Source organism: Kitasatospora sp. NPDC005856 (genome assembly GCF_040629945.1).
Lineage (GTDB): Bacteria > Actinomycetota > Actinomycetes > Streptomycetales > Streptomycetaceae > Kitasatospora.
In genome coordinates, this window is record NZ_JBEXWT010000098.1 from 1 (window position 1) to 18,898 (window position 18,898).

At 71.4% G+C, this 18,898-nt stretch carries 12 protein-coding genes; 2 read left to right on the forward strand and 10 right to left on the reverse strand.

The genetic code is table 11. The features are described 5' to 3' along the window. Positions 1 to 284 precede the first annotated feature (284 nt). From ABZ449_RS35740 to eccD, 9 genes are all read right to left on the reverse strand, one after another. Entirely contained in the window at positions 285 to 1,970 is a 1,686-nt protein-coding gene (locus ABZ449_RS35740; protein WP_360354452.1) for a ribonuclease J, read from the reverse strand. 170 nt (positions 1,971 to 2,140) lie between these two features. Continuing rightward, a complete protein-coding gene (gene dapA, locus ABZ449_RS35745; RefSeq protein ID WP_360354453.1) occupies positions 2,141 to 3,040 on the reverse strand; it encodes a 4-hydroxy-tetrahydrodipicolinate synthase in 900 nt (299 codons plus the stop codon). A 215-nt stretch (positions 3,041 to 3,255) separates the two neighbouring features. Next, on the reverse strand, positions 3,256 to 3,987 hold the full coding sequence (gene thyX / locus ABZ449_RS35750) for an FAD-dependent thymidylate synthase (RefSeq protein WP_360354456.1): 732 nt from the start codon (positions 3,985 to 3,987) through the stop codon (positions 3,256 to 3,258). Continuing rightward, a complete protein-coding gene (locus ABZ449_RS35755) occupies positions 3,984 to 4,442 on the reverse strand; it encodes a tetratricopeptide repeat protein (RefSeq protein WP_360354459.1) in 459 nt (152 codons plus the stop codon). Before ABZ449_RS35755 ends, thyX begins: the two co-directional genes overlap by 4 nt. Before the next feature lie 25 nt (positions 4,443 to 4,467). After that, positions 4,468 to 5,214 carry a 4-hydroxy-tetrahydrodipicolinate reductase gene (gene dapB, locus ABZ449_RS35760; protein ID WP_360354462.1) on the reverse strand — a complete coding sequence of 249 codons (747 nt, stop codon included), beginning with the start codon at positions 5,212 to 5,214 and terminating at the stop codon, positions 4,468 to 4,470. 14 nt (positions 5,215 to 5,228) lie between these two features. Continuing rightward, positions 5,229 to 6,581, reverse strand: a complete 1,353-nt coding sequence (locus ABZ449_RS35765) for a pitrilysin family protein (protein ID WP_360354465.1) — start codon at positions 6,579 to 6,581, stop codon at positions 5,229 to 5,231. Between the two features lie 120 nt (positions 6,582 to 6,701). Continuing rightward, the gene (locus ABZ449_RS35770) at positions 6,702 to 8,909 is read right to left on the reverse strand and encodes a polyribonucleotide nucleotidyltransferase (RefSeq protein ID WP_360354468.1); all 2,208 of its coding nucleotides are present in this window, start codon (positions 8,907 to 8,909) and stop codon (positions 6,702 to 6,704) included. A gap of 454 nt (positions 8,910 to 9,363) precedes the next feature. After that, a complete protein-coding gene (gene rpsO, locus ABZ449_RS35775) occupies positions 9,364 to 9,654 on the reverse strand; it encodes a 30S ribosomal protein S15 (RefSeq protein ID WP_031072625.1) in 291 nt (96 codons plus the stop codon). A gap of 215 nt (positions 9,655 to 9,869) precedes the next feature. Beyond that, a complete protein-coding gene (gene eccD, locus ABZ449_RS35780; protein WP_360354471.1) occupies positions 9,870 to 11,327 on the reverse strand; it encodes a type VII secretion integral membrane protein EccD in 1,458 nt (485 codons plus the stop codon). Between the two features lie 359 nt (positions 11,328 to 11,686). On the opposite strand from eccD, the gene eccCa reads away from it, so the two are divergent. Next, a complete protein-coding gene (gene eccCa / locus ABZ449_RS35785; protein WP_360354473.1) occupies positions 11,687 to 15,631 on the forward strand; it encodes a type VII secretion protein EccCa in 3,945 nt (1,314 codons plus the stop codon). Positions 15,632 to 16,099: 468 nt separating this feature from the next. Continuing rightward, entirely contained in the window at positions 16,100 to 17,503 is a 1,404-nt protein-coding gene (locus ABZ449_RS35790; protein WP_360354475.1) for an APC family permease, read from the forward strand. An 80-nt stretch (positions 17,504 to 17,583) separates the two neighbouring features. On the opposite strand, the gene ABZ449_RS35795 is transcribed toward ABZ449_RS35790, so the two are convergent. Continuing rightward, on the reverse strand, positions 17,584 to 18,852 hold the full coding sequence (locus ABZ449_RS35795; protein ID WP_360354477.1) for a hypothetical protein: 1,269 nt from the start codon (positions 18,850 to 18,852) through the stop codon (positions 17,584 to 17,586). Between the last annotated feature and the right edge of the window lie 46 nt (positions 18,853 to 18,898).

Below are 18,898 nucleotides of genomic sequence, written 5' to 3' on the forward strand. Positions count from 1 at the left end.
CTTCCTTCGGACCGCCTTCCAGCGGACCCTCCGGGCTTCGTTCTTTCGTGTTTCCAGCTTATCAGATGTTTTCCGCTCCGTTTTCCGGAGTTTCACTCATTTGATTCGCTTTCGCCTTTCGGCGCTCCCGAACTCTATCAGAGTTTCTCGGTCCGTTTTCCCCGGTCGTTCTCGAATTCAGATTCGAGCCCGTTTCCGAGGGGCCGTCCCGTGGGGCAACCCGGAGAACATTACGCACCGGGTCGCCCCACGTCAAACCGGCCTCAGCCGGTGTCGGCCGAGCGTCAGACCTCGACCACGACCGGCAGGATCATCGGCCGGCGGCGGTAGTTGTCCGCGACCCACTTGCCGATGGTCCGGCGGACCAGCTGCTGCACCTGGCGGGGCTCCAGAACGCCGTCGCTCGCCGAGCGGTCCAGCGCCTCCTGGAGCTTGGCGACCACGGGGCCGAACGCGTTGTCGTCGATGCCGGAGCCGCGGGCCTGGATGGTCGGGCCGCCGACGATCTTGCCGTTGGTCGAGTCGACCGCGACGAAGACCGAGATGAAGCCCTCCTCGCCGAGGATCTTGCGGTCCTTGAGCGAGGCCTCGCTGATGTCGCCGACCGAGGAGCCGTCCACGTAGACGTACCCGGCCTGCACCTTGCCGACGATCCGGGCGACGCCGCCCTCCAGGTCGACGCAGACACCGTCCTCGGCGATGACCACGCGGTTGCGCGGCACCCCGGTGGCGATGCCCAGCTCGGCGGCCGCGCGCAGGTGGCGCCACTCGCCGTGGACCGGCATCAGGTTGCGCGGCTTGCAGATGTTGAAGAAGTAGAGCAGCTCACCGGCCGAGGCGTGGCCGGAGACGTGCACCTTGGCGTTGCCCTTGTGCACGACCTTGGCGCCCCAGCGGGTCAGGCCGTTGATCACCCGGTAGACGGCGTTCTCGTTGCCCGGGATGAGCGAGGAGGCCAGGACGACGGTGTCGCCCTCGACGATGCGGATCTGGTGGTCGCGGTTGGCCATCCGGGACAGCGCCGCCATCGGCTCGCCCTGCGAACCGGTGCAGATCAGCACGACCTGCTTGTCCGGCAGGTCGTCCAGCTGCTTGACGTCCACGACCATGTTGCCGGGGACCTTCAGGTAGCCGAGGTCACGGGCGATGCCCATGTTGCGGACCATCGAGCGGCCGACGAAGGCGACCTTCCGGCCGTACTCGTGGGCGGCGTCCAGGACCTGCTGGATGCGGTGCACGTGGCTCGCGAAGGAGGCCACGATGATGCGCTTCTCCGCGTTGGCGAAGACGTTGCGCAGCGCCGCCGAGATGTCCCGCTCGTGCGGGATGAAGCCGGGGACCTCGGCGTTGGTGGAGTCCACCAGCAGGAGGTCCATGCCCTCCTCCGCCAGCTTGGCGAAGGTCGGCAGGTCGGTCAGGCGGCCGTCCAGCGGCAGCTGGTCCATCTTGAAGTCACCGGTGGCCACGACCATGCCGGCGGGGGTGCGGACCGCCACCGCCAGGGCGTCCGGGATGGAGTGGTTGACGGCGATGAACTCGCAGTCGAAGGGGCCGATGCGCTCGCGCTCGCCCTCCTTGACCTCCAGCACGTACGGCCGGATGCGGTGCTCGGCGAGCTTGGCCTCGATCAGGGCGAGGGTCAGCTTGGAGCCGATCAGCGGGATGTCCGGGTTCTCCCGCAGGAGGAAGGGGACAGCGCCGATGTGGTCCTCGTGCCCGTGGGTGAGGATGATGCCGTCGACCTTGTCGAGGCGGTCCCGGATGTAGCTGAAGTCGGGGAGGATCAGGTCGACGCCGGGCTGCTCGTCCTCGGGGAAGAGGACGCCGCAGTCGACGATCAGGATGCGGTCCCCGTACTCGAGGACCGTCATGTTGCGGCCGATCTCGCCGAGGCCGCCGAGCGGAGTGATGCGGAGGGCGCCCTCCTTCAGTGCCGGGGGCGCGCCGAGCTCGGGGTGCGGGTGGCTCAAAAGACTCTCCTCACGACGCACGCCATATGCCCGGGGTCCTCCCCCTGGAGACATATGGCGCGCGTACTCAGTGTCGTTTTCCTACTGGGTCTGTGCTCTCGCGCCTTCTGTCCGGTCCAGCGGCGGACCCTGGGAGGTCCGGCGAGCCGGGGCGCGCACGTCCGTGTCTGTTAGAGGTGTACCCCGCCGGCGGCGAGATCCTGCTTCAATCGCTCGACCTCCTCGGGCGTCGCCCCGACCAGCGGCAGCCGCAGCGGGCCGGCGGGCAGGCCCTGGAGCTCCAGCGCGGCCTTGCTGAGGATCACGCCCTGGGTGCGGAACATACCGCTGAACACCGGGAGCAGGCGCTGGTGGATGCTGGTGGCCTTGACCACATCCCCCACCAGGAAGGCCTCGATCATCGCCCGCAGGTCCCCGGCCACCACGTGCCCGACGACGCTGACCACGCCGACGGCTCCGACGGACAGCAGCGGCAGGTTGAGGATGTCGTCGCCGGAGTACCAGGCGAGGTCGGCGCGGGCGATCGCCCAGGCCGCGGCGCCGAGGTCGCCCTTGGCGTCCTTGTTGGCGACGATCCGCGGGTGCTCACCGAGGCGGACCAGCGTCTCGTGGCTCAGCGCGACCCCGCTGCGGCCCGGGATGTCGTACGCCATGACCGGCAGCCCGGTGGCGTCGGCGACCTGGGTGAAGTGCCGGTACAGGCCCTCCTGCGGGGGCTTGTTGTAGTACGGCGTGACGACCAGCAGGCCGTGCGCTCCTGCGGCCTCCGCCTGCCGGGCCAGCTCGACGCTGTGGTGGGTGTCGTTGGTGCCGACGCCGGCCACCACGTGGGCGCGGTCCCCGACCGCCTCGACCACGGCGCGGACCAGCTGGGCCTTCTCGGCGTCGCTGGTGGTCGGGGACTCACCGGTGGTGCCGTTGACGACGAGGCCGTCGTTGCCGGAGTCCACGAGGTGCGTGGCGAGGCGCTGGGCGCCGTCGAGGTCGAGCGCGCCGTCGGCGGTGAACGGGGTGACCATGGCGGTCAGGACCCGGCCGAACGGCGTCTGGGGGGTGGAGGTCGGAGCCATGCGTCCAAAGCTACTCGTAGGCGGTGGGGCGTTACCCATGCCGGTCCGCTGTTCGGACAGGTGCAGCGCGTCGGTGGCGCGGACGTGGGATTCCGGTGCTGCCCGCTCGGGGGTTCAGGCAGCACCGGAATCCGTGTTCACGAATGTAGGGAGCGGCTAGAAAAGCCGCAATCCAGACATGCCAGACACTCTGCCCATATGCCTGTCGTCCCAGGTCAGGGGGCGACCCGGCCGTGCTTCTCGAAGGCCGCATGGGTGAGCGGCATGAGCCGGGCCCACTGCTCCTCCATCTGCTCGGCGACCATCTCGATCTCGCGCTGCGGGAAGGACGGCACCGCCGAGTTCTCCCGCTTGGTGCGCAGCGACAGGAAGTGCATCAGCGAGCGCGAGTTGCAGGTCGCGTACATCGAGGAGAACAGGCCCACCGGCAGCACCGCGCGGGCCACCTCGCGGGCCACCCCGGCGGCCAGCATCTCCTGGTAGCGGGCGTAGGACTCGCGGTACGCGGCCTCCATCGCCTCGGTGGTGGTCCGGTGCTGCTCCGGCGTGCCCTCGTGGAACTCGTACTTGCCGGGGCGGCCCTGCTGGACCAGCTTGCGCTCCTCGCCCGGGACGTAGAAGACCGGCTGGAGCTCGCGGTAGCGGCCGGACTCCTCGTTGTACGACCAGCCGCTGCGGTGCCGGTGGAACTCCCGGAACACGAAGATCGGCGCGCTGATGAAGAAGGTCATCGAGTTGTGCTCGAAGGGCGTGCCGTGCCGGTCGCGCATCAGGAAGTTGATCAGGCCCTTGGACTTCTCCGGGTCCTGCTGGACGGCCTCCAGGGACTGCTCGCCCGCGGTCGAGACCCGGGCCGCCCAGATGACGTCCGAGTCGGCGGCGGCGCTGCGGACCAGCTCCACCGTCACGTCGCTGCGGAAGCTGGGGGCCGTCGGTTCGTCGCTCACGCGTTACTCCTTGCGGGTTCGGTGCTGTGCAGCCTGATGGCGTGCTGCATGGTCTTGCGGGCGCGCGGGGTGTCGCCGGCGTCGGCGTACGCCACGGCGAGGCGGAACCAGACCCGCCAGTCGCCCGGCGCGTCCTGTGCCTCGCCCTGCCGGCGGGCGAACACCGCGTCGGCCGAGGCCCGGTCGATCCGCCCGCCCTTGCTGCGCTTCAACTCGTCCACCGGCAGGCCGCCCTCGGCCTCCAGCTCGCGGGCCAGCCGCTCGCTGTCCCGGCCGAAGCGGACGGTCTGGCGCAGGAACCAGACGCCGACCACCGGGATCACGAAGGCGCAGATCCCGATGCCGATGCCGAGCGGCTTGCCGGTGGCGACCAGCTGGACGCCCTCGCCCACGCAGACCAGGGCGACCAGCAGCAGCACGCCGGACAGGACGAAGAAACCGGTACGAGAGGTCATCACGCGCTCCCTGGGGTCGAGACTGTCACAGGTCCAGGAAGTGTTCGAGGCCGAAGGTCAGCCCCGGCGTCTCGACCACCTTGCGCGCGCCCAGCAGGATGCCCGGCATGAAGCTGCTGTGGTGCAGCGAGTCGTGCCGGATGGTGAGCGTCTCGCCGGTGTCGCCGAACATCACCTGCTGGTGGGCGAGCAGGCCCCGCAGCCGAACCGCGTGCACCGGCACCCCGTCCACGTCGGCGCCGCGCGCACCGGGCAGGCTGTGGGTGGTCGGGTCCTGCTGCGGCGGCCGGCCGGCCTCGGCCCGGGCGGCCGAGATCAGCTGGGCGGTGCGGGTGGCGGTGCCGCTGGGGGCGTCGGCCTTGCGGTCGTGGTGCAGCTCGACCACCTCGACCGACTCGAAGTACCGGGCGGCGATCTGGGAGAACTTCATGCCGAGGATGGCGCCGATGGAGAAGTTCGGGGCGATCAGCAGGCCGAGCTCCGGGGCCTCCTCCAGCCATCCGCGGACGGTGGCGAGCCGCTCGTCCGTCCAGCCCGTGGTGCCGGTGACCACGTGGATGCCGTGGTGCAGGCAGTGGTCCAGGTTGCCCATCACCGAGTCCGGGTGGGTCAGCTCGACCGCGACCTGGGCCCCGGCCGAGGTCAGCTCCTCCAGCGCGGAGCCGCGGCCGAGGGCGGCGACCAGCTCCATGTCCGGAGCGGCCTCGACGGCCTTGACCGCCTCGGAACCGATCCTGCCCCTGGCGCCGATCACGGCGACACGCAGCGTCATAGCGAAACGTCCTCTCAGACCAGCAGATCGGCGAGCTTGGCGGCCCGCTTGTCGTTGACCGGGCCGATCAGGGCGAGCGACGGCCGGTGCGCGCCCAGCACATCACGTGCCACCGCGTGGACGTCCTCCAGGGTCACCGCGGCGATCCGCTCCAGCATCTCGTCCACCGACAGGTGGTGCCCGTAGCTGAGCTCGGCCTTGCCGATCCGGTTCATCAGCGAGCCGGTGTCCTCCATGCCGAGCACGGTGGAACCGGAGATCTGGCCGATCGCCCGGTTCAGCTCCTCCTCGGTGATGCCCTCCTCGACCACCTTGGCCAGCTCGGCGCGGCAGATCCGCAGCACCTCCTCGACCCGCTTGGGCTGGCAGCCGGCGTAGATGCCGAACAGGCCGCTGTCCGCGTAGGACGAGGAGTACGAGTAGACCGAGTACGCCAGGCCCCGCTTCTCGCGGACCTCCTGGAACAGCCGGGAGCTCATCCCGCCGCCGAGGGCCGCGTTGAGCACGCCCATCGCCCAGCGGCGCTCGTCGTGCCGCGGCACCCCGGGCACGCCCAGCACCAGGTGGGCCTGCTCGGTGGAGCGGTTGAGCACCTCGACCCTGCCGGCCGTGCGCAGCGCCTTGACGCCGCGCCGCGCCTCGGCGGGGGCCGCGGTGGACGCCGCCAGCACCGACGCGAAGGCCTGCTCGACCTGCTTCACCACCTTGCGGTGGTCGAGGTTGCCGGCCGCGGCGACGACCAGGTGCTCGGGCCGGTAGCGGCGGCGGTAGAAGCCGGCGATCTGGTCCCGGGTGAGCGTCCGGATGGTCTCCTGGGTGCCGAGGATCGGGCGGCCGAGCGGGCCGCTGCCGTAGATCACCTTGGCGAACAGGTCGTGCACCACGTCGCCCGGGTCGTCCTCGGCCATCGCCATCTCCTCCAGGATGACGCCGCGCTCGGCCTCCACGTCCTCGGTGCGGATCAGCGAGCCGGTGAGCATGTCGCAGACCACGTCGATGGCCAGCGGGAGGTCGGTGTCCAGGACCCGGGCGTAGTAGCAGGTGTTCTCCTTCGCGGTGAAGGCGTTCATCTCGCCGCCGACCGCGTCCAGGGCGGCCGAGATGTCCAGCGCGCTGCGCCGGTCGGTGCCCTTGAAGAGCAGGTGCTCCAGGTAGTGGGTGGCGCCGTTGAGCTGCGGGGTCTCGTCCCGCGAGCCGACGCCGACCCAGATGCCGAAGGTCGCGGAGCGCACCGTGGGCAGGGTCTCGGTGACGACCCGAAGGCCGCCGGGGAGGACGGTGCGGCGCACCGTGCCGGCGCCGTCGACGCCCTTGAGCAGGGTCCGGGTGGTGCCGGGACGCTGCGTTACCGCCGGGGCCTGCGCCACGGGTGGTACCTCCAGAGGAAACGCACGTGCCGATGGGCACGTACGGACGAACGCGTGGACAACGGGGTGCGGCCCGCACGCCGGGGGGCGTACGGGCCGCGGGGGTCAGCTAGCGGCGCTTCACTCGGAAGCGGCCTCGCCGCCCTCCTCGCCCTCGATGACCGGGATCAGGGAGAGCTTGCCGCGCGGGTCGATCTCGGCGATCTCGACCTGGACCTTGGCGCCGACGCCGAGGACGTCCTCGACGTTCTCGACGCGCTTGCCGCCGGCCAGCTTGCGGATCTGCGAGATGTGCAGCAGGCCGTCCTTGCCCGGCATCAGCGACACGAACGCGCCGAACGTCGTGGTCTTGACCACGGTGCCCAGGTAGCGCTCGCCGACCTCCGGCATGGTCGGGTTGGCGATCTGGTTGATCGTGGTGCGGGCGGCCTCGGCGGCCGGGCCGTCGGCGGCACCGATGTAGATGGTGCCGTCGTCCTCGATCGTGATCTCGGCGCCGGTGTCCTCCTGGATCTGGTTGATCATCTTGCCCTTGGGGCCGATGACCTCACCGATCTTGTCCACCGGGATCTTGATGGTGATGATGCGCGGCGCGTTCGGGGACATCTCGTCGGGCGAGTCGATGGCCTCGTTCATCACGTCGAGGATGTGCAGGCGGGCGTCCTTGGCCTGCTTCAGCGCGGCGGCGAGCACCGACGCCGGGATGCCGTTCAGCTTGGTGTCCAGCTGGAGGGCGGTGATGAAGTTGCGGGTACCGGCGACCTTGAAGTCCATGTCGCCGTACGCGTCCTCGGCGCCGAGGATGTCGGTCAGCGTGACGTAGTGGGTCTCGCCGTCGATCTCCTGCGAGATCAGGCCCATGGCGATGCCGGCGACGGCGGCCTTCAGCGGCACACCGGCGTTCAGCAGCGACATGGTCGAGGCGCAGACCGAGCCCATCGAGGTGGAGCCGTTGGAGCCGAGCGCCTCGGAGACCTGGCGGATGGCGTACGGGAACTCCTCGCGGGTCGGCAGCACCGGCAGCAGGGCGCGCTCGGCGAGCGCGCCGTGGCCGATCTCGCGGCGCTTGGGCGAGCCCACGCGGCCGGTCTCACCGACGGAGTACGGCGGGAAGTTGTAGTTGTGCATGTAGCGGCGGCGCGTCTCCGGGGAGAGCGTGTCCAGCTGCTGCTCCATGCGCAGCATGTTCAGCGTGGTGACGCCCAGGATCTGGGTCTCGCCGCGCTCGAACAGGGCCGAGCCGTGCACCCGCGGGATGGCCTCGACCTCGGCGGCCAGGGTGCGGATGTCGGTGACGCCGCGGCCGTCGATGCGGACCTTGTCCTTGATGACGCGCTCGCGGACGATCTTCTTGGTCAGCGCGTTGTAGGCGGCGCTGATCTCCTTCTCGCGGCCCTCGAACTCGGGCAGCAGCTTCTCGGCGGCCAGCGCCTTGACGCGGTCCAGCTCGTTGTTGCGCTCCTGCTTGCCCGGGATGGTCAGGGCCTGGGCGAGCTCGTCCTTGACGGCGGCGCTCAGCGCGGCGAGGACGTCGTCCTGGTAGTCCAGGAAGACCGGGAACTCGCCGGTCGGCTTGGCGGCGTGGGCGGCCAGCTGCGCCTGCGCGGCGCAGAGGACCTTGATGAACGGCTTCGCGGCCTCCAGGCCGGAGGCGACGATCTCCTCGGTCGGCGCCTCGGCGCCGCCCTCGACCAGCTTGATGGTCTTGTCGGTGGCCTCGGCCTCGACCATCATGATCGCGACGTCGCCGTCCGGCAGGACGCGACCGGCGACGACCATGTCGAAGACGGCCGACTCCAGCTCGCTGTGGGTCGGGAAGGCGACCCACTGGCCGTTGATCAGCGCGACGCGGACGCCACCGATCGGGCCGGAGAACGGCAGGCCCGCCAGCTGGGTGGAGGCGGAGGCGGCGTTGATCGCGACCACGTCGTACAGGTGGTCGGGGTTGAGCGCCATCACGGTGACGACGACCTGGACCTCGTTGCGCAGGCCCTTGACGAAGGACGGGCGCAGCGGGCGGTCGATCAGGCGGCAGGTGAGGATCGCGTCCTCGGAGGGCCGGCCCTCGCGACGGAAGAACGAGCCGGGGATGCGGCCCGCGGCGTACATCCGCTCCTCGACGTCCACGGTCAGCGGGAAGAAGTCGAAGTGCTCCTTCGGCTGCTTGGACGCGCTGGTGGCCGACAGCACCATGGTGTCGTCGTCCAGGTAGGCCACGGCGGAGCCGGCGGCCTGACGGGCCAGGCGGCCGGTCTCGAAGCGGATGGTACGGGTGCCGAAGGAACCGTTGTCGATCACGGCCTCGGCGTAGAACACGTTCTCTTCCACCTGGAAGATCTCCTCTTTCGTACGTCTCCGGGAGAGCGTCCCCGCGCACTGCCTGCAGTGGGCCCCGGGCCCTCGTCAGGGAGGGCGGCAGTCGGGCCGGTCTTCGATCGAAGCCTCCGGAGTGCCCCGCTCGGTCTGCGGGGGTTCCGACGGCCACTACCGAGGACCGGCGCCTCACGGCTGCCGGGCCGGGAAGGGCGGTCCGCGTCTGGACGCTCTCTCGGATGCGGGCGGCTTCCGTTTGAAGCCTTCGTCCCGCGGGGGGTTCGGGTCCTGCTGCCCGGGTGGCGCGCTGGTGCGCCATCACCCGGCATGCCCACAACCCTACGGTGCAATCCTCGGCCACCTGGGGAGGTGCGCGCGAGTTGTTATCTCAGGGTGCCGCCGCCGAACAGCCGCGGCATACGCGCGAGGGGCGGCCCCCCGGTGTGGGGAGCCGCCCCGTGCGGCGGTCTTAGCGGGCGCCGCCGGCGGCACCGCGGCGGATGCCCAGACGGTCGACGAGCGTACGGAAGCGCTCGATGTCCTTCTTGGCCAGGTACTGCAGCAGGCGACGGCGCTGGCCGACCAGGATCAGCAGGCCACGACGCGAGTGGTGGTCGTGCTTGTGGGTCTTGAGGTGCTCGGTCAGGTCCGAGATGCGGCGGGAGAGCATGGCCACCTGGACCTCGGGGGAACCGGTGTCGCCCTCCTTCTGGCCGAACTCGGCGAAGATCTGCTTCTTGACGTCAGAGGCGAGAGCCACTGCAACTCCTTCAGGGTCTACCGAGCGGTCCTGGTCGACAGCACAGGACTCATCGAGAACTCGGTGTCGCGAACGCGGCCGGCGCGCTGCCGCCCACGACGGGGCGGCGGGCACACGGCTGCGCTCGGAGGCCAAGCGTACCAGTGCCGCCCATCCGGCCGACCTGCGGCCCTGGTGGGCGGTCGGCGGGCGGGCGGCACCGGGACCGCGGCCGGTCAGCCGGTCGCGCCGCGGACCAGCCGGTAGACGTCCAGGACGGCGAGCGCCAGCGGGACGAGCGAGATCAGCGTGAGGCTGTCCACCAGGTCCAGGATGCGCCCCCAGAACGGGGAGACCCCGAGCCGCGGCACCACCAGGGCGATCGCGGTGAGCAGCGCGGCACCGAAGGCGATCGAGCCGGTCAGCCAGATCGTGCGCAGGTCGAGCTCGGTCGTGGAGCCGGCCGCCCGCAGGAAGAACTGCGGGGTGTGCAGGGAGAGCCCGACGATCAGCAGGCTCAGACCGAGCAGGCCGGCCACGGTGAGGCTGATCACCTGGGCGGTGTAGCGGAACAGCCGGGCGCGCAGCATGGTGGTCAGGCCCAGGGCGAGCGCGAGCACTTCGGGGAAGGTCTCGTCGGTGAAGCCGAGGACGGCGCAGGCGCCGACCACGACCGCGGCGCAGCCGCCGACCAGGCCGACCAGCACCTCGTGGCCACGGCGGGCCTGGTGCGCGATCCGCTCGTACTGGACCGCCTCGGCGCGCTCGGCCTCCTCGTCGTAGTCCCGGCTGCGGGTGCGGGTCTGGCCGGGGGCGCTGAAGCCGACCGGGAGCCGGGCGAAGCGGGCGGAGAGGCTGGGCAGGAAGCCGACCACGGCGACGGCGGCGACCCCGGTGACGGCGGCGATGTGCCCGGCCGGGGTCTCCGGCAGCAGGACGGCCGCGAAGGTGGCGAGCGCGCCGGCGGTGGAGACCAGGGCGGCGGCGACGAACACCGCGTCCTTCTCCGGCAGCAGGCCCGCCAGCAGCACGGAGACCACCAGGACGCAGACGCAGCCGGCCAGGAACTGGAGCCGGCCGGGGCCGTCCCCCGGATGCGCGACGGCGATGAGGCCGCTGCCGCCGATCATGGCGTGCGGCAGCGCGCCGAGGCCGAGCGCGACGGCCGCGTGGGCGTCCTGGTAGACCCGGGCGCGCACCCCGGCGAACGCGGTGAGCACGACGGCGGTGACGCCGGCCAGGACACCGGGCAGGCCGTGCATGTCGTGGCGCAGGTCGGAGAACCAGAGCGCGAAGCCGAGCAGGGTGAGCAGCACCCCGGCGCCGATCAGGCCGAAGCCCCGCATCAGCTCGGCGGTCCAGAACCGGCGGTCGGCCTCGACGGCGCTGGCGATCGCGTCGGCGACGTCGTCGTAGACGGCCGGCGGGAGCGACTCGGCGAAGGGGCGCAGCGCCAGCAGGTCGCCGTCGCGGACCTGCTGGGCGGCCAGCGGCAGCCCGCTGTCGAGCACCGTGCCGTCGCGGCGGACCAGGTGGAATCCGGTCGGGGTGCCGTCGGGCTGGCTCTGGTTGGCCAGGCGCAGCACCTCGGGGTAGACGTCCGCGAGCGGGACGTCCTCGGGCAGGGCGACGTCGATCCGGCGGTCCGGGGCGACGACGGTCACCCGGCAGTAGCCCGTCGCGGCGGTGCTCATGCGTCCCCCTCGCTGCGCTCGCCCATGAGGGCCCCCACCTCGATCCTTCGACGCACTTGGCGCTCCCCCTTGTTGACGGTGCCGAGGCACGGCGGCGCTCGGTGTTGCTGTGGAACCGGCCCGACCGGGCCGCGAGTTGGCGCGGCGTTACCCTACCCGTTCGGTTCGTGTCCGCTGCCGGTGCGTACCGGGCCCTGGCGGGCGGTGCGCGGGCGCCCGTTAGGATCGGCGCCTGCGCAAAGGTACGGGGGCTGCGCTGGGTGGGGCGTCCTCAGCCACCGGATTCCCGTACGGACCGTACGCAATCGCGTGAGGGCTGATGCCGAAGTGATCGATCGACGCCGCGGGGTGGATGACACATGGGTGTGATCACGGTCAAACGACCGGCCAGGGCGTATCCGCCCACCGTGCCGGACGAACCGGTGGAGCTGGTGAGCCCGCCCGAACTGCCCCGGCAGGGCGGCGAGGACTGGCTGATGAGCATCCTGCCGATGATGGGCATGGGTGGCTCGGCGGTGTTCTTCTTCTCGCCGGGGGCCGCGGCCCCGATGAAGATCATGGGCGGTCTGATGATCGCCTCGACGCTCGGCATGGTGCTGGCGCAGATCGTCCGGGCCCGCAAGGGCGGTTCGACCGCGATGGCGGACGAGCGGCGCGACTACCTGAAGTACCTCCAGCAGACCCGCCGCCAGGTGCGCCGCACGGCGGAGCGCCAGCGCGGCGCGCTGCTGTTCCTGAACCCGGCGCCGGACCAGCTCTGGTCGATCGTCGAGGACGGCCGGCGGCTGTGGGAACGGCGCACCGGGGACGGTGACTTCGCGCAGATCCGGGTCGGCCTCGGGCCGGTGCAGCTGTCCACGCCGCTGGTGGCGCCGCAGACCGCGCCGATGGACGAGCTGGAGCCGCTGTCGGCGGCCGCCATGCACTCCTTCCTGAAGGCCCACGGCACCCTCCAGGACCTGCCGTTGGCGGTCTCGCTGCGGGCCTTCTACCACATCACGGTGTGCGGGGACCCGGACTCGGTGTACGGGAACGTGCGCGCGATGATCGCCCAGTTGACCACCCTGCACTCGCCGGACGACCTGATGGTCGCGGTCGCCGCCGCGCCCGGTGCGGCCGAGGAGTGGGAGTGGACCAAGTGGCTCCCGCACAACCAGCACCGCAAGGAGGCCGACGGCGCGGGCTCGCGCCGGTTGTTCGCCGCCGACCTGGGCGACCTGGAGTACCTGCTCCAGGACGAGCTGGCCGGCCGCCAGCGCTTCGTGCGCGAGGTGGCGCCGCCGTCCGACCAGCCGCACCTGGTGGTCGTCATGGACGGCGCCGGGGTGCCGCAGGACTCCCTGCTGGCGAGCCCGGAGGGCGTGCAGGGCGTGACGGTCATCGAGGTGGTGCCGGGCGAGGTCGACGAGCCCAGCGGACACCTGATGGTGACGGTCGGCGCCGAGGAGCTGGTGCTGCGCTCGGCCTCCGGCGCGACGTACACCGGCAAGCCCGACCTGCTCTCGGTGTGGCAGTCCGAGGCGCTGGCACGGCAGTTGGCGCCGTACCGGATCTCGGCCGGCGGCGACGACGAGCCGCTGCTGTCCAACCTCGACTTCACCGACATGATGAGCTCCGGCGACCCGGGCTCCTTCGACGTGGCCCGCAGCTGGCGCCCGCGCGCCCAGCACGAGCGGATGCGGGTGCCGATCGGTGTCGGCGCCAACGGCGAGCACGTCTACCTGGACATCAAGGAGGCCGCGCTGGAGGGCATGGGCCCGCACGGCCTGTGCGTGGGCGCGACCGGTTCCGGCAAGTCGGAGCTGCTGCGCACGCTGGTGCTGGCGCTGGCGATGACCCACTCCTCGGAGATCCTGAACTTCGTCCTCGCCGACTTCAAGGGCGGTGCGACCTTCTCCGGCATGGCGGACATGCCGCACACCTCCGCGGTGATCACCAACCTGGAGGGCGAGCTCACCCTGGTCGACCGCATGCGCGACGCGATCGAGGGCGAGCTGCACCGCCGTCAGGAGCTGCTGCGCTCGGCGGGCAACTACGCCAACATCCACGAGTACGAGCGGGCCCGGGCGGCCGGCGCGGCCCTGGACCCGCTGCCCTCGCTGGTGCTGATCATCGACGAGTTCTCCGAACTCCTCACCGCCAAGCCCGACTTCATCGAGATGTTCATCCAGATCGGCCGGATCGGCCGTTCGCTGGGCGTGCACCTGCTGCTGGCCTCGCAGCGCCTGGAGGAGGGCAAGCTGCGCGGTCTGGACACCTACCTGTCGTACCGGATCGGTCTGCGCACCTTCTCGGCCGCGGAGTCCCGGGCGGCGATCGGCGTCCCGGACGCCTACCACCTGCCGCCGGTGCCGGGCGTCGGCTACCTCAAGTTCGGCGAGGACGTGATGGACCGGTTCAAGGCCGCCTACGTCTCGGGGCCCTACCGGGCGCCGGGGCAGCAGCGGTCGACCGGCGGACGGCGGGTCAACGCGCATCCGGTGGAGTTCACCGCCGCCTTCGTGGACCTGCCGGACCTGGTGGAGGAGGAGGTCGCGCCGCAGGCCCCGGAGCAGGACGACGCCCTGGTGGACACCGTGCTGGACGTGTTCGTCCAGCGGATGGCCGGCCAGGGCCCGGCCGCGCACCAGGTGTGGCTGCCGCCGCTGGAGGAGGCGCCGAGCATGGACCACCTGCTGCCGCCGCTGCAGGTCGTGCCGGAGCGCGGACTGACCACGCCCGGCTACCCGGTGGGCCGGCTGCGGGTGCCGATCGGCATCGTGGACAAGCCGCGCGAGCAGAAGACGGACATCCTGGAGGTCGACTACGCGGGAGCGGCCGGCCACGGCCTGATCGTGGGCGGTCCGCGCTCCGGCAAGTCCACCGTGGTGCGCACCACGGTGGCCTCGTTCGGCCTCACCCACACCCCGCTGGAGGTGCAGTTCTACCTGCTCGACTTCGGCGCGGGCAGCTTCCAGTCGCTCGCCGGACTGCCGCACGTCGGCGGGGTGGCCGGGCGCCTGGACGTGGACAAGGTGCGCCGGATGGTCTCCGAGGTGCACGGGGTGCTCAACCGGCGCGAGGAGCTGTTCCGGGTCACCGGGATCGACACCATCGCCACCTACCGGGCCCGCCGGGCGGCCGGCCAGCTGCCCGACGAGGCCTTCGGCGACGTCTTCCTGGTGATCGACGGCTGGAACACCTTCAAGCAGGAGTTCGAGGGCCTGGAGCCGGTGATCGGCGACATCGCCCAGCGCGGCCTCGGCTACGGCGTGCACCTGGTCATCACCGCGGCCCGGTACGCCGAGGTGCGCCCGGCGCTGAAGGACCTGCTGCAGAACCGGACCGAGCTGAAGCTCGGTGACGCGATGGAGTCCGAGGTCGACCGCCGGGTGGCGCAGAACGTCCCGCCGCTGGCCGGGCGCGGCATCACCCCGGAGCGGCTGCACTTCCTGTCCGGCCTGCCGCGCCTGGACGGCTCCTCCTCGGTGGACGACCTGCAGAACGGGGTGGCCGGGCTGGTCGGCGCCGTCGACGGGGCCTGGAGCGGCCCGCGCGCCCCGCAGGTGCGGATGCTGCCGGCCGTGCTGGACGGCCACTCGCTGCCGAAGGGCTTCGAGCACCCGGAGCGCGGCATCGCCTTCGGCGTGGACGAGGCCGAGCTGGCGCCGGTCTTCGTCAACTTCGAGACCGACCCGCTGTTCATCGTCTTCGGCGACACCGAGTCCGGGAAGTCGGCGATGCTGCGGATGCTGATCAAGCAGATCACCGAGCGCTACACCCCGGACCAGGCGGGCATCGTGGTCGGCGACTACCGGCGCGCGCTGCTCGGCACCGTGCCGCCGGAGTACCTGGTGGAGTACGCGGCCGCGCAGCCGGCCATGGCGGCCATCGTGGACATGCTGCGCGGCGCCTGCTCGCGCCGCCTGCCGGGCCCGGACGTGACCGCCGAGCAGCTGCGCAACCGCAGCTGGTACAGCGGCAAGGACATGTTCGTGATCGTCGACGACTACGAGCTGGTCTCGACGAGCTCGGGCAACCCGCTGGCCCCGCTGGCCGAGTTCCTGCCGTTCGCCCGCGACATCGGCCTGCGGGTGATCGTGGCCCGCAGCGCGGGCGGCGCCGGCCGCTCGCTGTACGAGCCGGTGCTGCAGCGGATGCGCGAGCTCGGTGGCCAGGGCGTGATCCTCTCCGGCAACCGGGACGAGGGCGCGCTGCTGGGGACGGTCAAGCCGCAGGCGCTGCCGCCGGGCCGGGGCGTCTACGTGTCGCGCCGCGCGACCCACGGGCAGATGGTCCAGACGGGCTGGCTGCCGGTGGCGTAGTCGCGCCGGTCGTCGCGGAACGTGACCGAAGGGGTCGGACTCGTGGAGTCCGACCCCTTCGGCGTCCCAGGTTCCGAAACGTTACCTGCCACTTTGCGGCCGGGGGCTGCGGTTCCCGCACCCGGCCGGGGAGTTGCCCGGCGTTTCGGGGGCGCCTGGGCGTGTCGCCGTCCATCGGGAGCCACACCTTTGAATCGCTGACGCCCACCTTTGTTCACCTTGGATTCAATCGCGATGTGGCCAAGGTAACAACTCGGACAAAGCTCGCAATGACCGAACGTGATCACCGGATCGCATGCCTATGCCGTTCTGCGCAACGGATTCCGCAGCAGTTCCGGCGTTGACTCGATCAATACGCCCGAGGTTCCATTGCGGCCCGGGAGCGACTGGAACCGGACACCGAGCAACCAGCCAGCGGAGGCGATACCGCTCCCACTCCAGGACCGCACAGAGCCGATCGGAAGCCACATGCCCGACACGCTTCGCCCGCCACAGACCGTAGCCGCCACGGCGGCCGAGGCGGCAGCGCCCCAGCAACTCAAGCGCTCGATCGGCGTCGTGGGCGGCACACTGCTCACGCTGTCCTGCGTCACCCCGGCCTCGACGCTCTTCGTGATCGTGCCGGAACTCTTCTCCAGCATCGGCAGCGCCACCGCGCTGGCCATCGCGATCGGCACCGTGCTCTGCGTCGCGGTCGCCTTCTGCTACTCCGAGCTCGGCACCCTGATCCCCAGCGCCGGCGGCGAGTACGCCATGGTCGGCACCCTCGCCGGACGGCTGATGGGCTGGCTGGTCTTCGTGCTCTCGCTGATCGTGGTGATGATCGTCCCGTCGGTCATCGCCCTCGGCACCGCCGACTACCTCGCCCCCGTCCTGCACCTGGACAAGGCCATGACCGGCGCCGCCGTGATGCTGGCCGCCACCCTGGCCGGCCTGCTCGACCTGCGCGCCAACGCCTGGATCACCGGCATCTTCCTGGTCCTGGAGGTCATCGCGGCCGGCGTGGTCTCGGTGCTCGGCTTCGCCCACGCCAACAGCGGCGCCCCCAGCCTGCTGCACGGCGTGGCCGCCGGGGACGGCGGCGCCACCACCACGGTCAGCGTGGGCGCCATCGTCGGCGCGCTCGGCATCGCCCTGTTCATCACCCAGGGCTTCTCCACCGCGGTCTACCTGTCGGAGGAGCTGGAGAACCCCCGCCGCAACGTCTCGCGCACCGTGCTGTGGACGCTCGGCATCTCCTCGGCCATCATCCTGGTCCCGGTCGTCGCCATCACCATGGGCGCCCCCGACCTCCAGACCCTGTCCTCCGGCGACATCTCCGCCATGGTCACCGCCTGGAGCAACTCCGCGGTCGGCACCTTCATCAGCCTCTGCGTCGCGCTGGCCATCATCAACGCCGGCATCGTCATGGTCATCCAGAACTCCCGGGTGCTGTTCGCCTCCGCCCGCGACAAGGCGTGGCCGGAGCCGGTCAACAAGGCCTTCGGCACCCTCGGCCGGTTCGGCTCGCCGTGGATCGCCACCCTGGCGGTCGGCCTGCCCGGTGCCGCGCTCTGCTTCGTCAAGGGCGAGCTGCTGAGCAACATCACCGGCGTCGCCGTCACCGGGATGTACCTGCTGGTCGCGATCGCCGCGCTGCTCTCCCGCCGCGCCCACCACAAGCACGCCGCCGCCTGGCGGATGCCGCTGTGGCCGGCCGTCCCGGTCGTGCTGATCGCCGTCCTGGTCTACGTGATGACCAAGCTGGACACCGAGCCCCTGCTGTGGACCGGCGGCATCACCGCCGCCGCCACCCTCTACTGGCTGTTCTACCTGCGCCCCCGGCAGGACACCCGCTGGGTGATCAGCCTCCCCGAGGACCAGCAGGACTGACCCCCACCCCTCCCCCACACGGCGGTGCCCCGGGCCTCCCCCAGCCCGGGGCACCGCCGTGTGCGCGTCCCGCGGCCGGCCTACTTCCCCGCCTTCCAGGCGGGGCTGGTGGCGATCGCCTTCACCTGGTCCACGGTGAGCAGCGGCTTGGCGTTCGGCGCCTGCTTGTCGTTCGGCAGCTGGTAGACCAGCACGTCCGTGCCGTCCGGGTGCAGCACGTTCACCGTCAGCGGCTTCTCCTTGCCCTCCGGGTCCCCGTTGACGAGGATCCGGCTCCCGTCGGGGAGGGTGGTCGCGTCCTTGAAGGCCCGCTCGCCCAGGGCGTTCCCACCGCCCGCCCAGTTCTCCACCCGCAGCATCAGCGCGCCGGCGGCCTGGCCCTGGGCCAGCTGGAAGGTGGCCGAGAGCGCGTTGCCGGAGCGGCCGGTCACGCTCACCCCCTGGGGCAGCAGCCCGGCCAGGACGGTCTCCCGGTCGGCCAGCGACAGGTGGGGGTCGACCGCGTCCTGATCGACGCCGTCGTACCGGACCGCCGCGGCGATCCGGTCCCAGGAGCGGTCGGTCACGACCGCCTTCAGCTGGTCCGGGGAGAGCGGCGGGTTGGGGCGGCTGTCCGGCGCGCCCTTCTCCTTGGGCGCGTTCCACTCGTGGACGGAGATGCTCCGGCCGTCCGGGCCGGTCAGCACGGCGGACCACTCCTTGGTGTCGGCCCGGTCGTCCGAGTACTCGTACCCCTGCAGCAGCAGGAGCCGGGAGCCGTCCGCCAGGGTGGTGTCGGTGCAGGAGTCGACCCGGGCGAGCTTGAAGTCCGTCGGGCAGGTGGGCGCCTGCGTCTGCTTGGGCCAGTGCTTCTGGACGCCCAGCTGGATCAGCGACTTGCCCTGGCCGTCGTCGAGGACCAGGCTCGCCGAGGCGTAGGTGCCGCCCTGCCGCTCGTCGTCGGTGCCGCGGCCCTCGGCCTCGGTGGTCTCCCCCCGGGGCAGCAGGGCCCGGAAGGTGGCCAGCACCTCGTCGCCGGACACCACCGTCGGCGCGGAGGACTTCACGGCGCTCGGGGTGGCCGCGGCGGCGGCGGTGACGGTCCCGGCGGCGCTGCCCGCCGGGGCGGAGGCCGCGCTCACCGTGCCCGCGTCCCTCCCGCCCGGGGCGCCCAGGTACACCGCGCCGGTGCCCACCAGGGCCAGCGCGGCCGCACCGCCCACCACGGCGGCGGCGGAGCGGCGGCGCCAGCGGCGGCGGCCGCGCTGGTAACCGCCCGCGACCAGGCCTGCCTGTTCGGTGCGGAAGCCTTCGCCCGTGCGGGTGAGGGCATAGAGAAGATCGTCCTCGAACTTGTCCGGTTCGGACATGGGTGTTCACCGTCTCCTTGCGTCGCGGGTTGCGGGAGGTGCCGTG

Excerpts from the sequence above, each read along its gene's own strand:
- ABZ449_RS35755 (WP_360354459.1), bottom strand. The coding sequence starts at position 4,442 with ATGACCTCTCGTACCGGTTTCTTCGTCCTGTCCGGCGTGCTGCTGCTG.
- dapA (WP_360354453.1), bottom strand. The coding sequence starts at position 3,040 with ATGGCTCCGACCTCCACCCCCCAGACGCCGTTCGGCCGGGTCCTGACC.
- dapB (WP_360354462.1), bottom strand. The coding sequence starts at position 5,214 with ATGACGCTGCGTGTCGCCGTGATCGGCGCCAGGGGCAGGATCGGTTCC.
- ABZ449_RS35795 (WP_360354477.1), bottom strand. The coding sequence starts at position 18,852 with ATGTCCGAACCGGACAAGTTCGAGGACGATCTTCTCTATGCCCTCACC.
- ABZ449_RS35790 (WP_360354475.1), top strand. The coding sequence starts at position 16,100 with ATGCCCGACACGCTTCGCCCGCCACAGACCGTAGCCGCCACGGCGGCC.
- eccCa (WP_360354473.1), top strand. The coding sequence starts at position 11,687 with ATGGGTGTGATCACGGTCAAACGACCGGCCAGGGCGTATCCGCCCACC.
- eccD (WP_360354471.1), bottom strand. The coding sequence starts at position 11,327 with ATGAGCACCGCCGCGACGGGCTACTGCCGGGTGACCGTCGTCGCCCCG.